At 63.6% G+C, this 18,407-nt stretch carries 22 protein-coding genes; 14 read left to right on the top strand and 8 right to left on the bottom strand.

What is annotated here, in order from left to right:
* Positions 1–16: 16 nt before the first annotated feature.
* Entirely contained in the window at positions 17–388 is a 372-nt protein-coding gene (locus QY049_RS05840) for a nuclear transport factor 2 family protein (protein WP_258762030.1), read from the bottom strand.
* Between the two features lie 148 nt (positions 389–536).
* On the opposite strand from QY049_RS05840, the gene guaA reads away from it, so the two are divergent.
* Positions 537–2,135, top strand: a complete 1,599-nt coding sequence (guaA, locus tag QY049_RS05835) for a glutamine-hydrolyzing GMP synthase (protein WP_258762029.1) — start codon at positions 537–539, stop codon at positions 2,133–2,135.
* A gap of 17 nt (positions 2,136–2,152) precedes the next feature.
* On the opposite strand, the gene QY049_RS05830 is transcribed toward guaA, so the two are convergent.
* The 3 genes from QY049_RS05830 to QY049_RS05820 are packed head-to-tail and all read right to left on the bottom strand — an operon-like array spanning position 2,153 to position 3,761.
* Positions 2,153–3,016 carry a DUF6602 domain-containing protein gene (locus QY049_RS05830; protein ID WP_258762028.1) on the bottom strand — a complete coding sequence of 288 codons (864 nt, stop codon included), beginning with the start codon at positions 3,014–3,016 and terminating at the stop codon, positions 2,153–2,155.
* Between the two features lie 23 nt (positions 3,017–3,039).
* Positions 3,040–3,465: a PIN domain-containing protein gene (locus QY049_RS05825; protein ID WP_258762027.1), complete on the bottom strand. Its 426-nt coding sequence runs from the start codon at positions 3,463–3,465 to the stop codon at positions 3,040–3,042.
* A complete protein-coding gene (locus tag QY049_RS05820) occupies positions 3,462–3,761 on the bottom strand; it encodes a hypothetical protein (protein WP_258762026.1) in 300 nt (99 codons plus the stop codon). The genes QY049_RS05825 and QY049_RS05820 overlap by 4 nt, the downstream gene beginning before the upstream one ends.
* 219 nt (positions 3,762–3,980) lie before the next feature.
* Here QY049_RS05820 and QY049_RS05815 point away from each other — a divergent pair, with 219 nt between their 5' ends.
* The 4 genes from QY049_RS05815 (at position 3,981) to QY049_RS05800 (ending at position 6,673) form a co-directional block, all read left to right on the top strand.
* Positions 3,981–4,223, top strand: a complete 243-nt coding sequence (locus QY049_RS05815; RefSeq protein WP_258762025.1) for a type II toxin-antitoxin system Phd/YefM family antitoxin — start codon at positions 3,981–3,983, stop codon at positions 4,221–4,223.
* Positions 4,224–4,226: 3 nt separating this feature from the next.
* A complete protein-coding gene (locus QY049_RS05810; protein ID WP_258762024.1) occupies positions 4,227–4,664 on the top strand; it encodes a type II toxin-antitoxin system VapC family toxin in 438 nt (145 codons plus the stop codon).
* Positions 4,665–4,754: 90 nt separating this feature from the next.
* The gene (locus QY049_RS05805) at positions 4,755–5,996 is read left to right on the top strand and encodes a serine hydrolase (protein WP_301269191.1); all 1,242 of its coding nucleotides are present in this window, start codon (positions 4,755–4,757) and stop codon (positions 5,994–5,996) included.
* Entirely contained in the window at positions 5,993–6,673 is a 681-nt protein-coding gene (locus tag QY049_RS05800; RefSeq protein ID WP_301269190.1) for a hypothetical protein, read from the top strand. Before QY049_RS05805 ends, QY049_RS05800 begins: the two co-directional genes overlap by 4 nt.
* Before the next feature lie 17 nt (positions 6,674–6,690).
* Here QY049_RS05800 and QY049_RS05795 read toward each other — a convergent pair whose 3' ends face one another.
* Together QY049_RS05795 and QY049_RS05790 are read right to left on the bottom strand one after the other, a co-directional pair.
* Positions 6,691–7,188 carry a peptide deformylase gene (locus tag QY049_RS05795; RefSeq protein ID WP_258762021.1) on the bottom strand — a complete coding sequence of 166 codons (498 nt, stop codon included), beginning with the start codon at positions 7,186–7,188 and terminating at the stop codon, positions 6,691–6,693.
* A gap of 10 nt (positions 7,189–7,198) precedes the next feature.
* Positions 7,199–7,648, bottom strand: coding sequence for an Lrp/AsnC family transcriptional regulator (locus QY049_RS05790; protein WP_258762020.1), 450 nt, complete (start codon positions 7,646–7,648; stop codon positions 7,199–7,201).
* Positions 7,649–7,785: 137 nt separating this feature from the next.
* On the opposite strand from QY049_RS05790, the gene QY049_RS05785 reads away from it, so the two are divergent.
* The 3 genes from QY049_RS05785 (at position 7,786) to QY049_RS05775 (ending at position 10,407) form a co-directional block, all read left to right on the top strand.
* Entirely contained in the window at positions 7,786–8,319 is a 534-nt protein-coding gene (locus QY049_RS05785) for an alpha/beta hydrolase (protein WP_301269189.1), read from the top strand.
* Between the two features lie 19 nt (positions 8,320–8,338).
* Positions 8,339–8,812, top strand: a complete 474-nt coding sequence (locus QY049_RS05780) for an SRPBCC domain-containing protein (protein WP_258762019.1) — start codon at positions 8,339–8,341, stop codon at positions 8,810–8,812.
* Between the two features lie 368 nt (positions 8,813–9,180).
* On the top strand, positions 9,181–10,407 hold the full coding sequence (locus QY049_RS05775) for an MFS transporter (protein WP_258762018.1): 1,227 nt from the start codon (positions 9,181–9,183) through the stop codon (positions 10,405–10,407).
* Between the two features lie 6 nt (positions 10,408–10,413).
* Here QY049_RS05775 and QY049_RS05770 read toward each other — a convergent pair whose 3' ends face one another.
* Positions 10,414–11,292: a helix-turn-helix domain-containing GNAT family N-acetyltransferase gene (locus QY049_RS05770; protein WP_258762017.1), complete on the bottom strand. Its 879-nt coding sequence runs from the start codon at positions 11,290–11,292 to the stop codon at positions 10,414–10,416.
* A 185-nt stretch (positions 11,293–11,477) separates the two neighbouring features.
* Between QY049_RS05770 and QY049_RS05765 the strand changes: the two genes are divergently transcribed.
* The 6 genes from QY049_RS05765 to QY049_RS05740 all read left to right on the top strand — a co-directional run bounded on the left by QY049_RS05765 (position 11,478) and on the right by QY049_RS05740 (position 17,634).
* The gene (locus QY049_RS05765; protein ID WP_258762016.1) at positions 11,478–12,029 is read left to right on the top strand and encodes a carboxymuconolactone decarboxylase family protein; all 552 of its coding nucleotides are present in this window, start codon (positions 11,478–11,480) and stop codon (positions 12,027–12,029) included.
* A 108-nt stretch (positions 12,030–12,137) separates the two neighbouring features.
* Positions 12,138–12,764, top strand: a complete 627-nt coding sequence (locus QY049_RS05760) for a PadR family transcriptional regulator (protein WP_258762015.1) — start codon at positions 12,138–12,140, stop codon at positions 12,762–12,764.
* Between the two features lie 214 nt (positions 12,765–12,978).
* Complete coding sequence (locus QY049_RS05755; protein WP_258762014.1) at positions 12,979–14,634, top strand: acetolactate synthase large subunit; 1,656 nt, start codon at positions 12,979–12,981, stop codon at positions 14,632–14,634.
* A gap of 107 nt (positions 14,635–14,741) precedes the next feature.
* Positions 14,742–16,568, top strand: a complete 1,827-nt coding sequence (locus tag QY049_RS05750; protein ID WP_258762013.1) for a chloride channel protein — start codon at positions 14,742–14,744, stop codon at positions 16,566–16,568.
* A gap of 24 nt (positions 16,569–16,592) precedes the next feature.
* Positions 16,593–16,940, top strand: coding sequence for a Lin0512 family protein (locus tag QY049_RS05745; RefSeq protein WP_258762012.1), 348 nt, complete (start codon positions 16,593–16,595; stop codon positions 16,938–16,940).
* A 4-nt stretch (positions 16,941–16,944) separates the two neighbouring features.
* Positions 16,945–17,634 carry a GNAT family N-acetyltransferase gene (locus tag QY049_RS05740; protein ID WP_258762011.1) on the top strand — a complete coding sequence of 230 codons (690 nt, stop codon included), beginning with the start codon at positions 16,945–16,947 and terminating at the stop codon, positions 17,632–17,634.
* A 31-nt stretch (positions 17,635–17,665) separates the two neighbouring features.
* Here the strand turns inward: QY049_RS05740 and QY049_RS05735 are convergent, their stop codons facing one another.
* Entirely contained in the window at positions 17,666–18,229 is a 564-nt protein-coding gene (locus tag QY049_RS05735; protein WP_258762010.1) for a hypothetical protein, read from the bottom strand.
* Positions 18,230–18,407 lie beyond the last annotated feature (178 nt).

Here is an 18,407-nt window from a genome sequence, read left to right as displayed (position 1 = left end):
GCGGTGGACGACGCCCTCAATGCCCCAAATGGTTCGCCGAGCCCTGCACGATCAACCCCGCATCATTCACGCGCAGATACTCGCAAATCTTCTTCCCGCGCTCGTTCTCGTAAAAAACCACCAGGCTGTCAGGACTGACGAACACATCGATCAACGTGAAGTGCAACTCCGGCAAGAGCCCGAGCGCCTTGCCCCAATAGGCGCGCAACTCGTCCTTGCCGCGCACGGTCCCGCTGGCATCGAACCCCATCGCCGGGATGCGGTCGGACGTCATCACCGTGGCATTGTCGTAAAGCGTCAGCACGCGCTCGAGATCGCGTGCGTTCCAGGCCTCGACCCAGGTCCGTCCGAGCTCGGCAAGCGTTGATGGCTGATGGAATTTCGACATGGCGTTCTCCCTGATCGGCCCCCGATTGTTGGCGGGCATATTAGGTCAATAATACTTACCTATATTCAGATGTCCATGCCCAAAGAAGCATGTGGGCGCGCGCGAGCGCGCGGTTGCGGGCAGGGGGCTCATCGCGTATCTGCTTGCCATGACAGCAGCACAGAACGACCGCTCCGCGTCGACGCCTTCAGTGGCCTCGGCGCACGACAAGATTCTCATCGTCGACTTCGGCAGCCAGGTGACGCAGCTGATTGCGCGTCGCGTGCGCGAGGACGGCGTCTATTGCGAGATCGTCCCGTTCAACAAGGCCGAACAGGCCTTTTTGGAGATGAAGCCGAAGGCGGTGATTCTCTCCGGCGGCCCCGAGTCGGTGCACGAGGCCGGCTCGCCCCGCGCCCCGCAGCTGATCTTCGCCTCCGGCGTGCCCGTGATGGGCATCTGCTACGGCCAGATGACCATGGCGGCCCAGTTAGGGGGCGAGGTCGAGGGCGGTCATCACCGCGAATTCGGCCGCGCCGATGTCGAGGTCAAGGCCGACAGCAAGCTGTTCGAGGACGTCTGGTCGTCAGGCAGCAAGAACCAGGTCTGGATGAGCCATGGTGATCGCATCACCAAGATGCCGCCGGGCTTCTCCGTCGCCGGCACCTCGCCGAACGCGCCCTTCGCGATCATCCAGGACGAGACGCGCAAATATTACGGCCTGATGTTCCACCCCGAAGTGGTGCACACGCCCGACGGCGCCAAGCTGATCCGCAATTTCGTCCGCAAGATCGCCGGCCTCACCGGCGACTGGACCATGCGCGCCTTCCGCGAGGAAGAGATCGCCAAGATCCGCGCGCAGGTCGGCAAGGGCAAGGTGATCTGCGGCCTCTCCGGCGGCGTCGATTCCGCCGTCGCGGCCGTGCTGATCCACGAAGCCATCGGCGATCAGCTCACCTGCGTGTTCGTCGATCACGGCATGCTGCGCCTCGACGAAGCCAAGACCGTCGTCGACCTGTTCCGCCACCACTACAACATCCCGCTCGTGCACGTGGACGCTTCGAAGCAATTTCTCGGCGAACTCGAAGGCGTCACCGATCCGGAAGTGAAGCGCAAGACCATCGGCCGCCTCTTCATCGAGGTGTTCGAGCAGGAGGCCAGGAAGATCGGCGGCGCCGACTTCCTCGCGCAGGGCACGCTCTATCCTGACGTGATCGAAAGCGTCTCCTTCACCGGCGGACCTTCGGTCACCATTAAGTCGCACCACAATGTCGGCGGTCTGCCTGAACGCATGAACATGAAGCTCGTCGAGCCCCTGCGCGAGCTGTTCAAGGACGAGGTGCGCAAGCTCGGCTACGAGCTCGGCCTGCCCGAGATCTTCGTCGGCCGCCACCCGTTCCCCGGCCCCGGCCTCGCCATCCGCTGCCCCGGCGACATCACGAAGGACAAGCTCGACATCCTGCGCAAGGCCGATGCCGTGTACATCGACCAGATCCGCAAACACGGCCTCTACGACGACATCTGGCAGGCCTTCGCCGTGCTGCTCCCCGTCAAGACCGTCGGCGTCATGGGCGACGGCCGCACCTACGACTACGTCGTGGGCCTGCGCGCCGTCACCTCCACCGACGGCATGACCGCCGACTTCTACCAGTTCGACATGAAGTTCCTGGGCGAGACCGCCACGCGCATCATCAACGAGGTGAAGGGCGTGAATAGGGTGGTTTATGATGTGACGAGCAAGCCGCCTGGGACGATTGAGTGGGAGTAAGGGGGAGTGCAGTTCAATCACTCCGATTCTAAGTACGGTATTAAGCCGAGTTCGGGTGAGTTTGCGAATGTTCTTTTCTTGAATGATACGAACCCGGGTCGCTGCTTTCCAGAGCCCCGGGTCTCGTCGTAATAGACCGACAGCAGGCTTTGTAGAAGACGCTGCAAGGGAATATGCGGCTCCGACCGACAGTCAACGCGGACATATCGCGCGTTCTGCGGCGTGTGCTTTGGCCTATTCTTGAAAATACATACCCTTGCCATCACCGAAGCCTCATTGACCATTGGGTCAAACAGTTGGCTCTCATGCGTGTTTTTGATTGCCTTAAAGATGCGGCTGCCGAGAGCGGCGTCGTCTTTTTCTTCCGCGGAGAAGGCAAAGAGGCCTGTATAAGGGCCGCGGCGATTTTCCTGATGACAGAGGTCCGCGGCTCCTTTGAGAGCGACGAATTCTTTCTCGATTTCCCTGTTGTATAGGGTCTTTTTCACGGAAAGGATGCCCACCACACCTTCAGGAGGAACTATACAGAATTCCTCGAACCGTTCAAAAACGGGAAACGCGTCGAAGTCGTAGATAATGACATCGAGCTGGCTGCTGTGACGGTCGGGGTGTTCGGCCACGCGCTTGATGTCCTGCACGCCTGTTTTCGTTGACGGACATAGGATAAAGCCTGAAACAGCGCGAAGATTGCCCGGCAAGTGTTTGTTCAGAAACGACCGAAGGAGAGACTCGATATGTCGGCCTTCTTCCCCGCGATGCGCCGCGCCGCGAGTCCGTGCGTGAGGGAGTAGAGTTTCGATAACTCGGTAACGGGCAAGTAGCGTCTGCGCTTCGATTTCAAAAAATTGGCGTACTCTATGACCTTTGAGGGAGTCATCCACGTCTTTTGGCTCTAACATCCGGCTCACCCGCGCACTGGATTGAAGACCTTGATTCCGGCAAAATCCTTTTCGTTGTCCGTCACGACGATGCAGTCGTTCGCAGCGGCGATCGCGGCAATGATCATGTCGAGCGCGCTTCGCGGTTTGCCCGCCGTTTTGCCTTCGGCCATCAGCCGTGCCCAGACGAGCCCCGCCTTATCGTCGAAAGACAGGATGCGGCCGGCAAAGAGAGCCTGCGGTCCTTCAGGCCCTGAGAACCAGAGATCGAGGAGGTCGCGCTTTTTACCGCGCGGTTTTTCCAGAATGCCGCGGCGGATTTCTCCGACGGTTAGTGACGCGATGAACAAATCCTCGTCGCGCTGCATCGACATCCATGACAGCAGCGATTTCGATGGCTGCGGTTTGACGACGTTGCTGATGATGTTGGTGTCGAGGAGATAGCGTGTCACAGGTCGACCTTGCGCCCCTTCTCGCGGGGGCGCGAAAGATCGAGATCTGCGCCGACGAGTGGTGAGCGACGCAATGCGGCAAGGATACCGCCGGGCTTTGGCGGTTCTCCCGCGATCGACTTGCTCACGGCAGCGCGAAGCTCCAAGGCCTCGGGCGTATCTTCTGACAGGCGTCTGGCGAACGAGCGGATGAGATCGCGATCGGCATCCCGGCCGAGCACCTCAAAACGAGCCAGGCCGCGCTTTCCCAGGCGCGAGCGATAATTCTGGATGGCGCGTTTCTGTGAGCTTCCCATAGGGTCTCCTTGATTTCCAGTAATATAGCCAGAAATGATGAATTCGACAAGTCGCGAGGAGGTGGCGCGTAGGGTGACTAGCCGAAGGCGTAATCCACGGAGGCCCCTCATATGGTCGAGCGCACAATGGCGGGTTACGCCTCGCTCAGCTGCCTACCAGTGCTCGCTTGAATTGTCCGCCATTCTCCTATATGACTACAATAGTCACATAGGTGCTCTATGCGAGAAATCCAGCTTCGTGATGCCAAGGCCAATCTCTCTGCAGTCGTCGATGAAGCCATTGACGGCAAGCCGGCGGTGATCACGCGCCATGGCAAGAAGCAGGCGGTGGTCCTGAGCTACGAGGAGTGGCGCCGGCTTTCGCAGGTCCCGAGCTTCGGACGTCTTTTGATGGCTGCTCCCGCGAGGGCGGGGGATCTGCCGGCGCGCAATCGGTCCAAGCTACGCAAGACCGATTTCTGAGACGTGTACCTCGTCGATACCAACGTCATATCCGCGGTCTCGCCGAACCGGCTGGCGCCCGCGGCGCTGGTCGAATGGATGGATGCGCACTCCGCTTCGTTGTTCTTGTCTGCGGTGACGATTGCGGAGGTCGAGGACGGAATCGCCAAGCTGCGGCGCGAGAAGGCCACGCGCAGGAGCAAGGACTTGGCCCAATGGCTAGACGTCGTATTGCATCTCTATGGCGACCGAATTCTGGCGTTCGATACGGCGGTCGCGCGGCTCGCGGGAGAGCTATCGGACCGGGCTCGCGGGCAGGGGCATGCGCCCGGATTTGCCGATATCATCATTGCCGCCACGGCGCGTCAGCACGCGCTGACGATCCTGTCGCGCAATGTCAGGCACTTCGAGCCGCTGGGTGTGCCAGTGCTCGATCCCTTTAGTGAGTTGCCGCCGTCCTGATCGCCGCGCAGGTGCCCAGCGCTTGCGTTGGATGTGCACCGTGCCTGCCCATGCTACGACCTCAGCGTCGCCTCTCTGGAGCCAGCGCTGATGTCCGTCCCGCCTGCAACCTCTGCCGAATCCGACCCCGAAGCCCTCGGCTATATGCGCGGCTTCCCGCCATCGCCCGATCGCATCATCACCTTCCAGGACGGCTCCTTCCGCAGCTTCCCCGAACTCCGCTGGGCCTGGAGCAACATCCGCCAGCTTGTGCCCACCGTGAACGTCTGGCGCGGAGCAGGGCCCGCGTCGGTGCTGCCGCGCGCGGAGCAGGACATCGGCGCGGTCGCATCGATCACGATGGACGGGCGGCCCATGACGTTCGCGAAGATGCTGGATGAGACGTACACCGACGGCATCGCGGTGCTGCATCGGGGCAGGCTGATCTATGAGCGCTATTTTGGCGCGCTGAAGCCGCACAAGCCGCATATCGCGATGTCGGTGACGAAGTCGTTCACCGGAGTGCTCGCAGGTCTCCTGGTCAGCGAGGGCAAGATCGATCCGCAGGCGCCTGTGACGGATTACGTGCCGGAGCTGAAGGCGAGTGCGTTCGGCGATGCGCGCGTGCACGAGGCCATGGATATGACCACGGGGCTCGAATACACCGAGGTCTACACCGACAAGAACTCGCACGTCTGGGGCCTGCGGCGCGCCAACGGCATGGCGCCGATCCCGCCCGACTATGACGGCCCGACCACGATCTTCGATTTCCTGGTGTCGCAGACAAAGCAGGGCGAGCACGGCAAGGCTTTCTCCTACAAGACCGTCAACACCGACGTTCTGGCCTGGATCATCAGGCGCGCCAGCGGGATGACGCTGTCCGACCTTCTCTCCGAACGGATCTGGCAGCCGATGGGCGCGGAGGAGGACGCGCATTATCATGTCGATCGCGTCGGCACCGAGAGCGGCGGTGGCGGTCTTTCCACGACGCTCCGCGATCTCGCCCGTTTCGGCGAGACCATCCGCAACCACGGCCGCTTCAATGGCCGCCAGATCGTGCCGTCACAGGTCGTCGAGGACATCGCGCGCGGCGGCAATCCCGAAAAGTTCAAGCCGGCCGGCTACACCACGCTCCCAGGCGCGTCCTACCACAATCAATGGTGGGTCACGCACAACGCTCACGGCGCCTACATGGCGCGCGGCGTGCACGGCCAGGGCATCTACGTCGATCCCAAGGCCGAGATGGTGATCGCGCGCTACGCTTCGCACCCCGTCGCAGGCAACGCCGCCAACGATCCCGTGACGCTGCCGGCCTACATGGCGCTGGCAAAGGCGCTGGTGGCGGGCGGATGAGTGCCGGTCACAGCGAGTGGGTGGTCTATCGCGCCCCCAAATCCGTGTCCTTCGGCCATCAATCCCGGCTTCGGGATCCACGGTGCGCCTGGCCATCGGTGCAACGGTTCCTGGCCGAGCTGACCCGATCGACCTTCGGCCACTACATTCAGCTCACATGTCATGAGCCCGGGCTGCTGAACCTTGCTGGTGCGACGTCGAGGGTCGAGGAGGCGCGAGGCATCTTCGGTGCGGAGGCCCAGCAGAACGGTCCCTACCGCACGCACCCGAGCTGGTCCTTGAGCGAAGCGCAGGTTTCCGCCGCAATTGATTTCGCACTCGATGACGACAAATTCCCGAAGCAGGAGATGGGTCCCTGTTGGTTCACTTTCGGATATCAGTTTTGCTGGCCCGAGTTTGACGATGCATTGCCGGCACAAACGGAGACGCGACCAATTATGTCGAGGCTAGGCCTCATACTCGGTCAGCAACGCCTCTTCCTTCAACCGCTCTTCGTCTATCCGGGGCCCTGGGATGCGGAGCGCGTGCGGGACTTCATCGACCGTACCGAAGCGATCATTCCGTTCCGTTTCCGCGATCAATATTTCAAGCGTTGGCTTCCGCCGGAAAAGCGGGGCAGCCAGGGCCGTCTTCTCCGCCTGGAGCCGACCTGGCGGCGCGGCAAGCAGTTGCATTGAAATCCGTTGAGCTCCCTCTACGGTCGCCCCATCTTCTCGAACTTCTTCACCAGCCGCTCCCGCTTCAGCCGCGACAGCCGCTGGATCCAGAACATCCCGTCGAGCTGGTCGATCTCGTGCTGATGGCAGACGGCGCGCAGAGCCTGGGACTCCTCGCTTTGCGCAACACCTTCCAGGTCCTGATAGCTGACCCGCACGCGGGCGTGGCGCTGCACCTCGTCGTTGACGCCGGGCATCGAGACGCTGCCCTCCTTGTGCATGATCATCTCGGGCGAAGCCCACTCGATCTGCGGGTTGACGTAGGTCTGCGGACCCGCGACGGCATCGAGCTCGAGCACGACGAGCCGCAACGGCACGCCGATATGCGGCGCCGTGATGCCGATGCCGGGCGCGGCGCGCATGGTCTCCAGCAGGTCCGCCGCAAGCTCCCGCAAGCCGTCGTCGAAGGCGGTGACGGGGCGAGCCGGCATCGCGAGCCGGCGGTCGGGATAGCGGACGATGGGACGAATGGTCATGAATGGCGCGCTAGCCCCTCTGGATCAGTTCGCGCCCGATCCGCTTCGGCGGCTCGCTCCGCAAGACGATGGCGGTCGTGACGGAGCCGTATCGGGCAATCGCATCGACGATGCTCTCGAGATCCGCGGGTGAGGGCACGATCACCTTGAGATGAAAGCAATCCTCGCCCGTCAGCCTCAGGACTTCGATGATCTCGGGCATCTCGGCAAACTGCTTCAGGCACGCCTTGATGTGCTCGTGCGTCGTCCGCAGGCGGATGACCGCCATCATGTTGAGGCCGACCGAGGCCGGCTCGATGACCGCGCGATAGGCCCTGATGATCCCGCGCTCCTCCAGCCGCTTCAGCCGCTCCGAGGTGGCGGGCTGGGACAGGCCGACCTTGCGTCCTAACTCCGAGACGCTGATGCGGCCATCGTCCTGAAGCGTCTCGATGATCGCAACATCGGTCGGGTCGAGCATGGGCTGGAAATCCTGGCTTCGCGTCATGACCTCTAATCTATCGGAATTGCGCTGCGCTTTCCGATGAATGCCAATTCCGTTTGTCGATGTAAATCGCCATGCTCCGCGCCTGCATGGCGACAGACGAGAGGTCAGGTGTGACGCAATTCATCCATTTGCCCGGGATCGGCAACTCCGGCGAAGCGCATTGGCAAAGCCACTGGGAGCTCGCGGATCCCACCATCCGCAGGTTCAGTCCGGCGAGCTGGGATCGACCTGACCTGGCCGACTGGATCGCGGCGTTGGATCGGGCTGTCGGCGCGGCAACAACGCCGCCGGTGCTCGTGGCCCACAGTTTGGCCTGTCTGCTTGTCGCGCATTGGCAGAAGCAAGCGACTGCGCCGGTGCAGGGCGCGCTTCTGGTTGCTGTGCCCGATCCGCAGTCTCCGGCGTTCCCGGTCGAGGCTGCGGCGTTTACGTCCGTGCCGGAAGAGCACTTTCGCTTTCCCTCGATGATCGTGGCCAGCACCAATGATCCCTACGCGTCGCTGCCCTATGTGCAGGCAAGGGCAGGGCAGTGGGGCAGCGAGCTGGTCAATATCGGCGCGAAGGGGCACATCAACGGTGCGAGCAATCTCGGTGACTGGCCGGACGGACGCCAGATTCTCACAGCGCTTTGTGCGCGGATCTAGGTGATGAGCAGGTCAATCCGTGTCGTTTCATAGGGTATTTCAGTCGATCGGCATTGCAGCCGAACCGCGTGATGTGTGGGAGGCTCTGATCAGTCCCGATGCCGGGGAGCTCTGGCGCAACGCCCACTTCAGGACGGGCTGGCAGGCCGGTGACCTCATTGAGATCGAGGCGAACATCGGAGCGAGGCGCTACCGCGACAAAGGGCAGGTTGTTGAGGTTCAGCGGCACCAATTGCTGCAATACACCTATTGGTCCAGCGTGTCAGGTCTGCCCGATCATCCCGAATTCCATTCGACCATCACCATGACGCTGGAGGCCAGCGGCGCGGAGACGATTTTGACGGTGGAGCAAGTGGTGCCGTCGTCACCGGTGCGCAGGGGACCGGATTGGGAGATCGGCGAGGACTCCGGAGCTAAGCATGTCGAATTCTATTGGCGGATGACCCTTCCGGTTCTGAAGCGGGTCGTCGAAGAAGCGCAGGAAGAATCGTGATCCGCGCGCCGCAATGCTACCCGATCCAGAGCAATGGTCACTTGGCTGTTTCGAAGGCGTCAATCGCTCGCGATACTTGTCCGGATAGGGCGTGCCGTCCTTGTGCGACGAGGCTTTCGGGATCATGACAGGATGCCAGTGTTTTGCCCGACGTGTCAAATTTGCTGTGGTCTCGCGAGTTCCCAGTCATGTGATTTGGCCGCCCCGTAAGTCATTGATCGCGCGGGGCCGGCTACTGTGCATGGGGTTGTTTTCGATATTTTTCCTGGCGGGCCGCAAAAGCCTGCTACGAAAAATGACGCGAGCGTGTCGGTCTCCAGCATTCCCATTCGTCTTCCATGTGAGACAGACCTGACGGGAGACATTCAATGCCTGCTTCCAGATATCGCTGGGTGATCGTCGCCGCCGGCGGCCTGCTCGGCTGCGTCGCGATCGGCGGCATGTTTTCGCTGCCGGTGTTCCTGCAGCCGATCGCCAAGGACACCGGCTGGTCGGTGACCGGCATCTCCAGCGCGATGACGATCGGCTTTCTTGCGATGGCCTGCAGCAGCATGATCTGGGGTACGCTGACGGACAAGTTCGGGCCGCTGCCGGTGGTGCTGACGGGATCGACGGTGCTGGCGCTGAGCCTGTTCGCCGCGAGCCATGCGACCTCGCTGATCGCCTTCCAGTTCGTGTTCGGGCTCATGACCGGCGCCTCCTGCGCCGCGATCTTCGCGCCGATGATGGCGACCGTCACCGGCTGGTTCGACACCCATCGCGGTCTCGCGGTGTCACTGGTGTCGGCCGGCATGGGCGTGGCGCCGATGACGATGTCGCCGTTCGCGGCCTGGCTCGTCTCTCATCATGACTGGCGTACGTCGATGCAGATCGTGGCGCTGGTGGTCGGCGCCATCATGATCCCGGTCGCGCTCTTGGTGCGCCGGCCGCCGGCGCTTGCGAATCCGCCGGTGGCGGCGATGGGCGAGGGCGGCGCGCAAGCCGAGATGTCCAGGAGCGAAGCGCTGCGCTCGCCGCAATTCCTGATCCTGCTCGCCACCAATTTCTTCTGCTGCGCCACCCATTCCGGCCCGATCATCCACACCGTCAGCTATGCCGTGAGCTGCGGCATCCCGCTGATCTCCGCGGTGACGATCTACAGCGTCGAGGGCCTCGCCGGTCTCGGCGGCCGCATCGCCTTCGGCCTGATGGGCGATCGGTTGGGGGCCAAGCGCGTGCTGGTCTCGGGCCTGCTCGCGCAAGCCTTCGGCGCGCTCGCCTACGTCTTCGCCCATCAGCTCACCACCTTCTACGCGGTCGCGATGGTGTTCGGCTTCATCTATGCCGGCACCATGCCGCTCTACGCGGTGATCATCCGCGAGAACTTTCCGCTGCGCATGATGGGCACCGTGATCGGCGGCACGGCGATGGCCGGCAGCCTCGGCATGGCGACCGGCCCGCTCGCCGGCGGCATGATCTACGACGCGTTCTCCAGCTACGCCTGGCTCTATATCGGCTCCTGGGCGATGGGCCTCGGCGCGTTCCTGATGGCGATGACGTTCCGCCCGTTCCCGAAGCCGCAAAGCCAGCCGGCGCCAGCCCCGGTTGCGGTCTGACGGAACCTAGGCCCGGATCTGTTTTTCGAAGAACAGATCCGGGTACGGATCGTCGTTGAAGCGCGGGATCTCGCGCCATCCGGTGGTGCGGTACAGCCGGCCGGCCTCCGGCAGCGCGCTGTTGGTGTCGAGCCGCAAGACGGCGATGCCGAGCGAGCGCGCGGCATCCTCGGCCACGTCCATCAGGCGCTTGCCGAGCCCCAATCCCCGCGCGGACGGCGCGACCCAGAGACGCTTGATCTCGGCATAGCCGTGATCGGTGCCCTTCAGGCCGACGCAGCCGATCGGCAACGTGTCCGACATCGCGACGATGAAGCTTCCGCGCGGCCGGCGCATGTCCTTGGCGTCAGGATCGCGCGACAGCGAAACGTCAAAGCCCTGTTTGAAGCGGCGGCCGAGCTCGGCGTAGTACTCGCCGAGGCAATGGCGCGCCTCGTCGCTGCGCGGATCCATGTCGGTGAGCGCGATACGATCCCGCGTCAGCGCCGAGGCGATCAGATCCATCGCCGCCAGCAGCGCCTCGGCTTGCGAGTTTCGCGCGAGGAAGCCTTCGGCTTGCTCGTTCGACATCGCCTCATAGGCTGCGAATTCGCGCTTGCCCGCGCGCGTCAGGCGCGCCACGCGGCGCCGCGCATCGTCCTCATGCGCTTGCGTCTCGACCAGGCCTTCATCCTCCAGGCTGCGCAACAGCCGGCTCATCAGCCCGGAATCGAGGCCGAGATAGTCGCGGATTTCGCCGACGTCGGAGCGGCCATGGCCGATCGCGTTGAGCACTCGCGCCGCCCCGAGCGGCCGCCCGCGCCCGAGGAAGGACGTGTCGAGCGCGCCGACGGCGGAGGTTACGGCGCGGTTGAAGCGGCGGACGCGGGAGACTGGATCGAACATTGTCTGACTTTAGTCAGATATTACGTTTGACGTCAATTGCCGCGCGGCATTTTCCCGATAAGAGGATGAAGATTGTCCATCCGCCGTCGCCGCCCTTGTCTTGGGTGTCATGCGTTTGCGATCGAAAGGTAGCGCGCGGGCCCGCCCGTGTGGCAGCATGCATCGTCCAACGGGGGGGACATGCCATGTCGCGCGTTTCGATCAAGACAAGGGACGATCTGCCGGAGACGCTGAGACCGCTGTGGGACAAGATGACGACCTATGGCGCGTTCGAGAACCAGGCCGGTGTGATGGCGCATCGCGCGCCGATCTTCAAGCACATGTGGTCGCTGCTGGTCGATCTCGCCAGCGAAGGCATGATCTCGAAGCGCCATCTCGAGCTTGCCCTGGTCACGGTGTCGCTGCTCAACAAATGCGACTACTGCGTCTCGCACCACGCGCCGAAACTTGCGGTGCAGGGCGTATCGGAGGAAGGCGCCGCGCGCCTCGTCGATTACAAGGATCATCCTGAGCTCGACGAGCTCGACAAGCTCGTCGTCGAGTATTCGATCGCCGTCACCAACGTCTGGAACAGGACGCGCGACGAGATCTTTGCTCGCCTGCGCGCGCATTTCTCGGAAGCCCAGATCGTCGAGCTGACCTGGCGCATCGCGCTGTGCGGCGCCTTCAACCGCTTCAACGACATTCTCCAGCTGGAGGTCGAGCAGGGCGTCCCCCACAGCGAAGCCGCCGAATAGCGGCCGGCGGTCGCTGCTTCGGCCGGCGAAGGATCACGGACCCGTGATTTGCGCGGAGACTAACGCAAGCTATATCGTAAGATATGTTTTGAGAAGGAGACGTAAGATATGTTTGGTAAGCACCGAGACCACAAAGACTTCCACTTCGGGCACTTCGCCCATTTCGCCATGGGTCGGCACGGCGGACGGCATCGTTTCGGCCGCGGCGGGCATGGCTTTTTTGGGCGGGGCGGCGACGACTTTCCGGGCGCAAGGCGGCTATCCTCGCAGGATCTCCAGCTCGTGATCCTGGCGTTGCTCGCCGACAAGCCGGCGCATGGCTACGAACTGATCAAGATCATCGAGGAGCGCTCGGAGGGATTCTACACGCCGAGCCCCGGCGTGATCTATCCGGCGCTGACCTATCTCGAAGAGGTCGGCAACGCGAACGTCGCGCAGGATGGCGGCCGCAAGCTCTACAGCATCACGCCGCAGGGCGAGGCTTATTTGGCCGAGCAGCGCGGCACCGCGGATGCGATCCTCCAAGCGCTGTCGCGGATCGGACGCCGCATGGACGAGGTGCGCGAGGCCTTTGCAGGCGTCAGCGATCTCGATGCCGATGCCTCCGACGAGCTTCATCGCGCCCGCCACAACCTCAAGCGCGCGCTGCGGACCAAGCACGGCAGCGACTCCGCCGAAGCACGTCGCATCGCCGGCGTCCTGGAGCGCGCGGCAGCGGAAATCATGGGCAAGTGACGATACGAATGCGTGGAAATGACTGATCGGCCGCACAGCCCGATTCAAGATCCGCGCGTCAACGCCGTGATCGCGCGCCTGCAAGGCGAGCGGCAGCGGAAAATTCGTGCACCCTGAAAAGCCACCTGCATTGTGAGTTGTGCCCGAGCGCCGCGCGGTTACGATGCGAGCGAGGTTCCCGGCGGAAGCGGGAGCTAACGACCGCGGAGGCGACATGAGCGGGCAGGAACGCAAAGTCAAAGGATCGGACCTGTTCGTCGCTGCGCTGGAGAACGAGGGCGTCGACCGCATTTTCGGTGTGCCCGGCGAGGAGAACCTCGACCTCGTCGAATCGCTGCGCACGTCCAAGATCGAGCTGGTCCTGACGCGCCACGAGCAGGCCGCCGCCTTCATGGCGGCGACCCACGGAAGGCTGACCGGTAAGCCCGGCGTGTGTCTATCGACCCTCGGCCCCGGCGCGCTCAACCTGTCGACCGGCGCGGCCTACGCGCATCTCGGCGCGATGCCGATGATCCTCATCACCGGCCAGAAGCCGATCATGAGCAGCCGGCAGGCGCGTTTCCAGATCGTGGACGTGGTCGCGACGATGAAGCCGCTGACGAAGCTGTCGCGGCAGATCGTCAGCGCCTCATCAATTCCGACGGTGGTGCGCGACGCCTTTCGCGTGGCAATGGAGGAGCGACCGGGACCGGTGCATCTCGAACTGCCCGAGGACATCGCCGGCGACGAAGTCGAAGCCGTTCCTGTGATCCCGATCCATCCGATCGAGATCCCCGTCGCCCACCGTGCCGCGCTCGATCGCGCCGCCGAGATGATCTTGGCCGCAAAGCGTCCGCTGGCGATGATGGGCGCCGCGACCAGCCGGCCTCGCTCGACACACGGTATCGCCAGCTTCGTGCGGCGGACCGGCATCCCGTTCTTCACGACGCAAATGGGCAAGGGCACCGTTCCCGGCGGCACCAATCTCTACATGGGCACCGCGGCGCTGTCCGAGCGCGACTACGTTCACGACGCCATCGACGCCGCCGACCTGATCGTGGCGATCGGCCATGATCCGATCGAGAAGCCGCCCTTCATCATGGGGCCGTCGGGGCCGAAGGTCATCCACGTCAGCTACACTTCCGCCAGCGTCGAGCTGGTCTACTTCCCCGATGCCGAGGTGGTCGGCGATGTCGGCCCGAGCCTGGAGCTTCTGGCCGATCGCCTCGAAGGCAAGCTGCCGCAGGCGGCCGCGCTGTTGCCGCTCCGCGAAGAGATCCTCAACCACATCGCCGACCGCGCCACCGAGACGCGCTGGCCGCCGACGCCGCAGCGGATCGTGCACGACATCCGCCAGATCATCCCCGAGAACGGCATCGTTGCGCTCGACAACGGGATGTACAAGATCTGGTTCGCGCGCAACTATCGCACCCGTGTCGCCAACACGCTCTTGCTCGACAACGCGCTTGCGACGATGGGTGCCGGCCTGCCGTCGGCGATGATGGCCGCAATGCTTTATCCCAACCGCCGCGTGCTCGCGGTCGCCGGCGACGGCGGCTTCATGATGAACAGCCAGGAGATGGAGACCGCCGTCCGCCTCCAGCTGAATCTGGTGGTGCTGGTGCTGGAGGACAACTCTTACGGCATGATCCGCTGGAAGCAGGCCGTCGACCACTTTGCCGATTATGGCATGACGTTCGGCAACCCCGACTTTGCGCTCTATGCCAAGGCCTATGGCGCCAAGGGTCACCGTATCGAAAGCATCGACAGCTTTGGTCCGACCCTCGACGCGGCATTCAAGGAAGGCGGCGTGCACCTGGTTTCGATCCCGATCGACTATTCGGAGAACGTACGAGTGCTGGTCGACGAGCTGCGGGCGCGGCAGAAATAAGGGAAAACTCTCAGAAATTGCCGGGAGGATCATACCAGACATTCCTTGATATATATCGTGCTACGATATATTGCAGGCGCGAAGAATCCTCCCGACAAGAGCAATTCATGCGCCAGCCTCCCGACATGACAGGTGGCCTCCCGCGTCATCGCGGCAAGCCCGGAGACTTTACCGCCGACCGCCGCGTGCTGGTCCTGATCGGCATGGCGCTGCTGGTCGGCAGCATCAGTGCTGGGGCCTCCTGGGTGCTGCTGAAGCTGATTGCGCTGGTGACCAATCTGGTCTGGTTCGGCCATGTCAGCACCGGGAACGTCTCGCTGGCCAATGCCCATCCCGGGATATGGATGGTGCTGGCACCGGCGCTCGGCGGTCTCGTGATCGGATTGATGGCGCGGTTCGGCTCGGAGAAGATCCGGGGCCACGGCATCCCCGAGGCGATCGAGGCGATCCTGATCGGCGGCAGCCGGATGCAGCCGAAGGTCGCGATCCTGAAGCCGCTGTCCTCGGCGGTGTCGATCGGAAGCGGCGGTCCGTTCGGCGCCGAGGGACCGATCATCATGACGGGCGGCGCGATCGGTTCGATCTTCGCCCAGTGCTTCCATCTCACCGCGGCCGAACGCAAGACACTGCTGGTCGCGGGGGCGGCCGCCGGCATGACGGCGATCTTCGGCACGCCGATTGCGGCGGTGCTGCTCGCGGTCGAGCTGCTGCTGTTCGAATGGAAGCCGCGCAGCTTCCTCCCCGTGGTGACGGGAGCGGTGGTCTCGGCGGCGTGGCGCCCGCTGCTGTTCGGGACCGGACCGCTGTTTCCGTTCGCGGAGCGGCCGGATCTGCCCTGGTGGGGGCTTGCCGCCGCAATCGGCGTCGGCATCGTCGCAGGCCTGCAATCCGGCCTGATGACGCGGCTGCTCTACGCGATCGAGGATTTGTTCGATCATCTGCCGATGCACTGGATGTGGTGGCCGATGCTCGGCGGCCTTGTCGTCGGGCTCGGCGGGCTCATCGATCCACGCGCGCTCGGCGTCGGCTACGACGTCATTGCGGATCTGTTGTCCGGTCACATGGTGCGCGACGAGGCGATCCGGCTCTTGTTGGTGAAGTCCGTGATCTGGGTGGTCGCGCTCAGCTCGGGCACGTCGGGCGGCGTGCTGGCGCCGCTGCTCATTCTCGGCGGCACGGCTGGCTGGATGGAGGGGCTGTTGCTTCCCGGTGGCGCATCGTTCTGGGCGCTGGTCGGCATGGCGGCGATGATGGGCGGCACGATGCGTTCGCCGCTGACCGGCGTGATGTTCGCGATCGAGCTGACCGGCAATATCGACATGCTGCTGCCGCTGCTGGCGGCGACCGGCGCTGCGCACGCCGTCACGGTACTGTTGCTCAAGCGCTCGATCCTGACCGAGAAGATCGCGCGCCGCGGCCAGCACATCACCCGCGAATACGCGATCGACCCGTTCGAGCTGATGCGCACGGCCGATGTCATGGTCACGAGAGTCGACACACTGCCGGTCGACATGTCGGTCGACGCGGCCGTGGCTTTCTTCACGTCGGACCAGCGCCGTCACAAATCCTATCCTGTCGTGGCTGCCGATGGACGATTGAGCGGCATGGTCACCCGCGCCGACGTGCTGCGCTGGCGCACCGAGGGTAATCATCAGGCGGCGACGCTTGATGACGTCGTCTCGGACAGCTCCAGCGTGGTCGCGCATCCCGACGACGTGCTGGGGCGGGTTGCCGATCTCATGGTCGCCTCCGATCTCGGGCGGCTGCCGGTGGTCGATCGTGCCAGCCATCGCGTCGTTGGCCTCGTCGCTCGCAAGGATTTGCTGCGAATTCGCGCGGTCGTGAACGCGCAGGAGGAGGACCGCAACGCCTATTTCCTGCGCGAAAAGGCGCTTGTGCCGGAGGCGCGGATCGCGGAAGGTCTGCCCCTCTGAACTCCAGCACCGACAGGAATGAACATGACTCGCGTTCGTTGTGTTACCGAGATGGGCATGGGCGTCGACGTTCACGGCCGGGACGCGACCAAGGCGGCGAAGCGCGCCGTTTCTGATGCCATCAGGCATTCGAGCCTCGGCTTCTTCCGGATGATCGGCAAGACCGCGAACGACATGTTCGTCGATGTTACCATCGGGGTGCCGAACCCGGAGGCGGTTGACAAGGAGGCCGTCGCGAAGGAGCTGCCTTACGGCTCCGTGACTGTCACCGCGGTCAAGGGCGGGCTGGAGATTCCGTCGGCCACGGAGGTAGCCAACGACCCCATCCTGATCGCCAATGCGGCCGTGATCGTCAGCTTCGACAGGGACTGAGCCGGTGTCCGACAGCGATGAGGCGCTGCTGGATCGTCCGATCTGGAGTGCACTGACGACCAGCCAGAAGCATCTGGCGGAGGGCGGGCCGCGCGCGCTGCGTTATCCCGTGGACATGACGCCGTTCGCCGACATGGTCGACCTGTCCGCGGCGAGTTTCGCCGCGCTCGGCGAACTCATGTTGCCGTCGCAGGTTGTCGCGCTGTTCACGCCGGAGCCGGTCGACGTTCCCGCTGGATTCAGGGTCGTGATCGCGGAGAGTGGCGAGCAGATGATCGGCTCACCCGCCGATTGCCCGCTGCGCGACGCCGAGGTCGTCACGCTCGGCAAGGCCGACGTTCCTGCGATGACGGCGCTGACGACGCTGACCAAGCCGGGGCCGTTCGCCGCGCGGACGCACGAACTGGGTACGTTCCTCGGCATTCGCGCCGGAGGCGAATTGGTCGCGATGACAGGCGAGCGGATGAAGCCCGGCAAGTTCGTCGAGATGACGGCGGTCTGCGTCCACCCTGACTACCGCGGGCGCGGCTATGCGCAGGCGCTGCTCGCGGCCGTCGCGCGCCGGATCGAGGCGCGTGGTGAAATTCCGTTCCTGCACGTGTTTTCGAGCAACACGTCTGCGATCGCGCTGTACGAGCGGCAGGGCATGCGCATCCGCCGCCGCCTGCACGTCACGGCCTTCATGAAGGAATGATGGCCCGGCGGCGTCCGCCGGGCCATTGCGATCAGGTCTTGTAGTCGACGAGCAGCGAACTCGCCGAAGACGAGTTGGAATTGCCGCTGGAGCCGTAGGAAGTCGACTGGCTGGTTGCGTTCTGAAGCAGCGAGATCAGTTCCTTCATCAGCTCCGCGGTGGTGGTCGAGGACGAGCTAGAGGAGGAATCGGACGAGGAGGTTGAGTCGGTACTGCTCGTGCTCGATGAGTCGCTGGTCCCATCCGTCGGTGGTGGGGGCGGCGGTCCACCTGGGCCATCGGCACTGCCGGAGAAGGTGTTGGCGAACACGTTCTTCAACTCGCTCGCCTGGTCGCTGGTCAGCTTGCCGCTCGACACTTCGCTCTGGATGAGATCGTCGATCTTGGATTGCATCTCGTCGGAGGAGGGCGGCGACGAGGAGCTCGAGCTCGATGCGCCGCTCTTCATCGCCGAATCGATGTCGTCAAGCGCGGACGACAGCGCGGATTCATCACTCGACGAGATGGTGCCCGCCGAGACTTCCTTGGTGAGTTCGCTCTTGAGGCGGTCGAGTGGAGAGTAGGAATTGCTGGTCGTTGCAGAAATCGAGGTCATTGCCGGTCACCCCTGGTGAAGTCGTGGATACGCTGAACATGGGTGTGAGGCTAAAGGTCGCGCGCTTAACGAGGTCTTGCCGCAGGGATTGCCGGTGTTTTCGTTGTGTTGCTCGCGCCGGGACGAACACGCGGTGAAACAAAAATCCGGGTCTGGCCGGTGCGGTCCACGCCTGACG

It is taken from the genome of Bradyrhizobium sp. WYCCWR 13022 (assembly GCF_030435535.1).
Lineage (GTDB): Bacteria > Pseudomonadota > Alphaproteobacteria > Rhizobiales > Xanthobacteraceae > Bradyrhizobium.
The sequence above is the reverse complement of the archived record's forward strand: the minus strand, read 5'-3'. Positions and strand labels throughout refer to the sequence as shown.

Coding starts and splice junctions, on each gene's coding strand:
- QY049_RS05840 (WP_258762030.1), bottom strand. CDS start 388: ATGTCGAAATTCCATCAGCCATCAACGCTTGCCGAGCTCGGACGGACC.
- guaA (WP_258762029.1), top strand. CDS start 537: ATGACAGCAGCACAGAACGACCGCTCCGCGTCGACGCCTTCAGTGGCC.
- QY049_RS05820 (WP_258762026.1), bottom strand. CDS start 3,761: ATGGGAAGCTCACAGAAACGCGCCATCCAGAATTATCGCTCGCGCCTG.
- QY049_RS05815 (WP_258762025.1), top strand. CDS start 3,981: ATGCGAGAAATCCAGCTTCGTGATGCCAAGGCCAATCTCTCTGCAGTC.
- QY049_RS05805 (WP_301269191.1), top strand. CDS start 4,755: ATGTCCGTCCCGCCTGCAACCTCTGCCGAATCCGACCCCGAAGCCCTC.
- QY049_RS05800 (WP_301269190.1), top strand. CDS start 5,993: ATGAGTGCCGGTCACAGCGAGTGGGTGGTCTATCGCGCCCCCAAATCC.
- QY049_RS05795 (WP_258762021.1), bottom strand. CDS start 7,188: ATGACCATTCGTCCCATCGTCCGCTATCCCGACCGCCGGCTCGCGATG.
- QY049_RS05790 (WP_258762020.1), bottom strand. CDS start 7,648: ATGCTCGACCCGACCGATGTTGCGATCATCGAGACGCTTCAGGACGAT.
- QY049_RS05775 (WP_258762018.1), top strand. CDS start 9,181: ATGCCTGCTTCCAGATATCGCTGGGTGATCGTCGCCGCCGGCGGCCTG.
- QY049_RS05770 (WP_258762017.1), bottom strand. CDS start 11,292: ATGTTCGATCCAGTCTCCCGCGTCCGCCGCTTCAACCGCGCCGTAACC.
- QY049_RS05765 (WP_258762016.1), top strand. CDS start 11,478: ATGTCGCGCGTTTCGATCAAGACAAGGGACGATCTGCCGGAGACGCTG.
- QY049_RS05760 (WP_258762015.1), top strand. CDS start 12,138: ATGTTTGGTAAGCACCGAGACCACAAAGACTTCCACTTCGGGCACTTC.
- QY049_RS05755 (WP_258762014.1), top strand. CDS start 12,979: ATGAGCGGGCAGGAACGCAAAGTCAAAGGATCGGACCTGTTCGTCGCT.
- QY049_RS05750 (WP_258762013.1), top strand. CDS start 14,742: ATGCGCCAGCCTCCCGACATGACAGGTGGCCTCCCGCGTCATCGCGGC.
- QY049_RS05745 (WP_258762012.1), top strand. CDS start 16,593: ATGACTCGCGTTCGTTGTGTTACCGAGATGGGCATGGGCGTCGACGTT.
- QY049_RS05735 (WP_258762010.1), bottom strand. CDS start 18,229: ATGACCTCGATTTCTGCAACGACCAGCAATTCCTACTCTCCACTCGAC.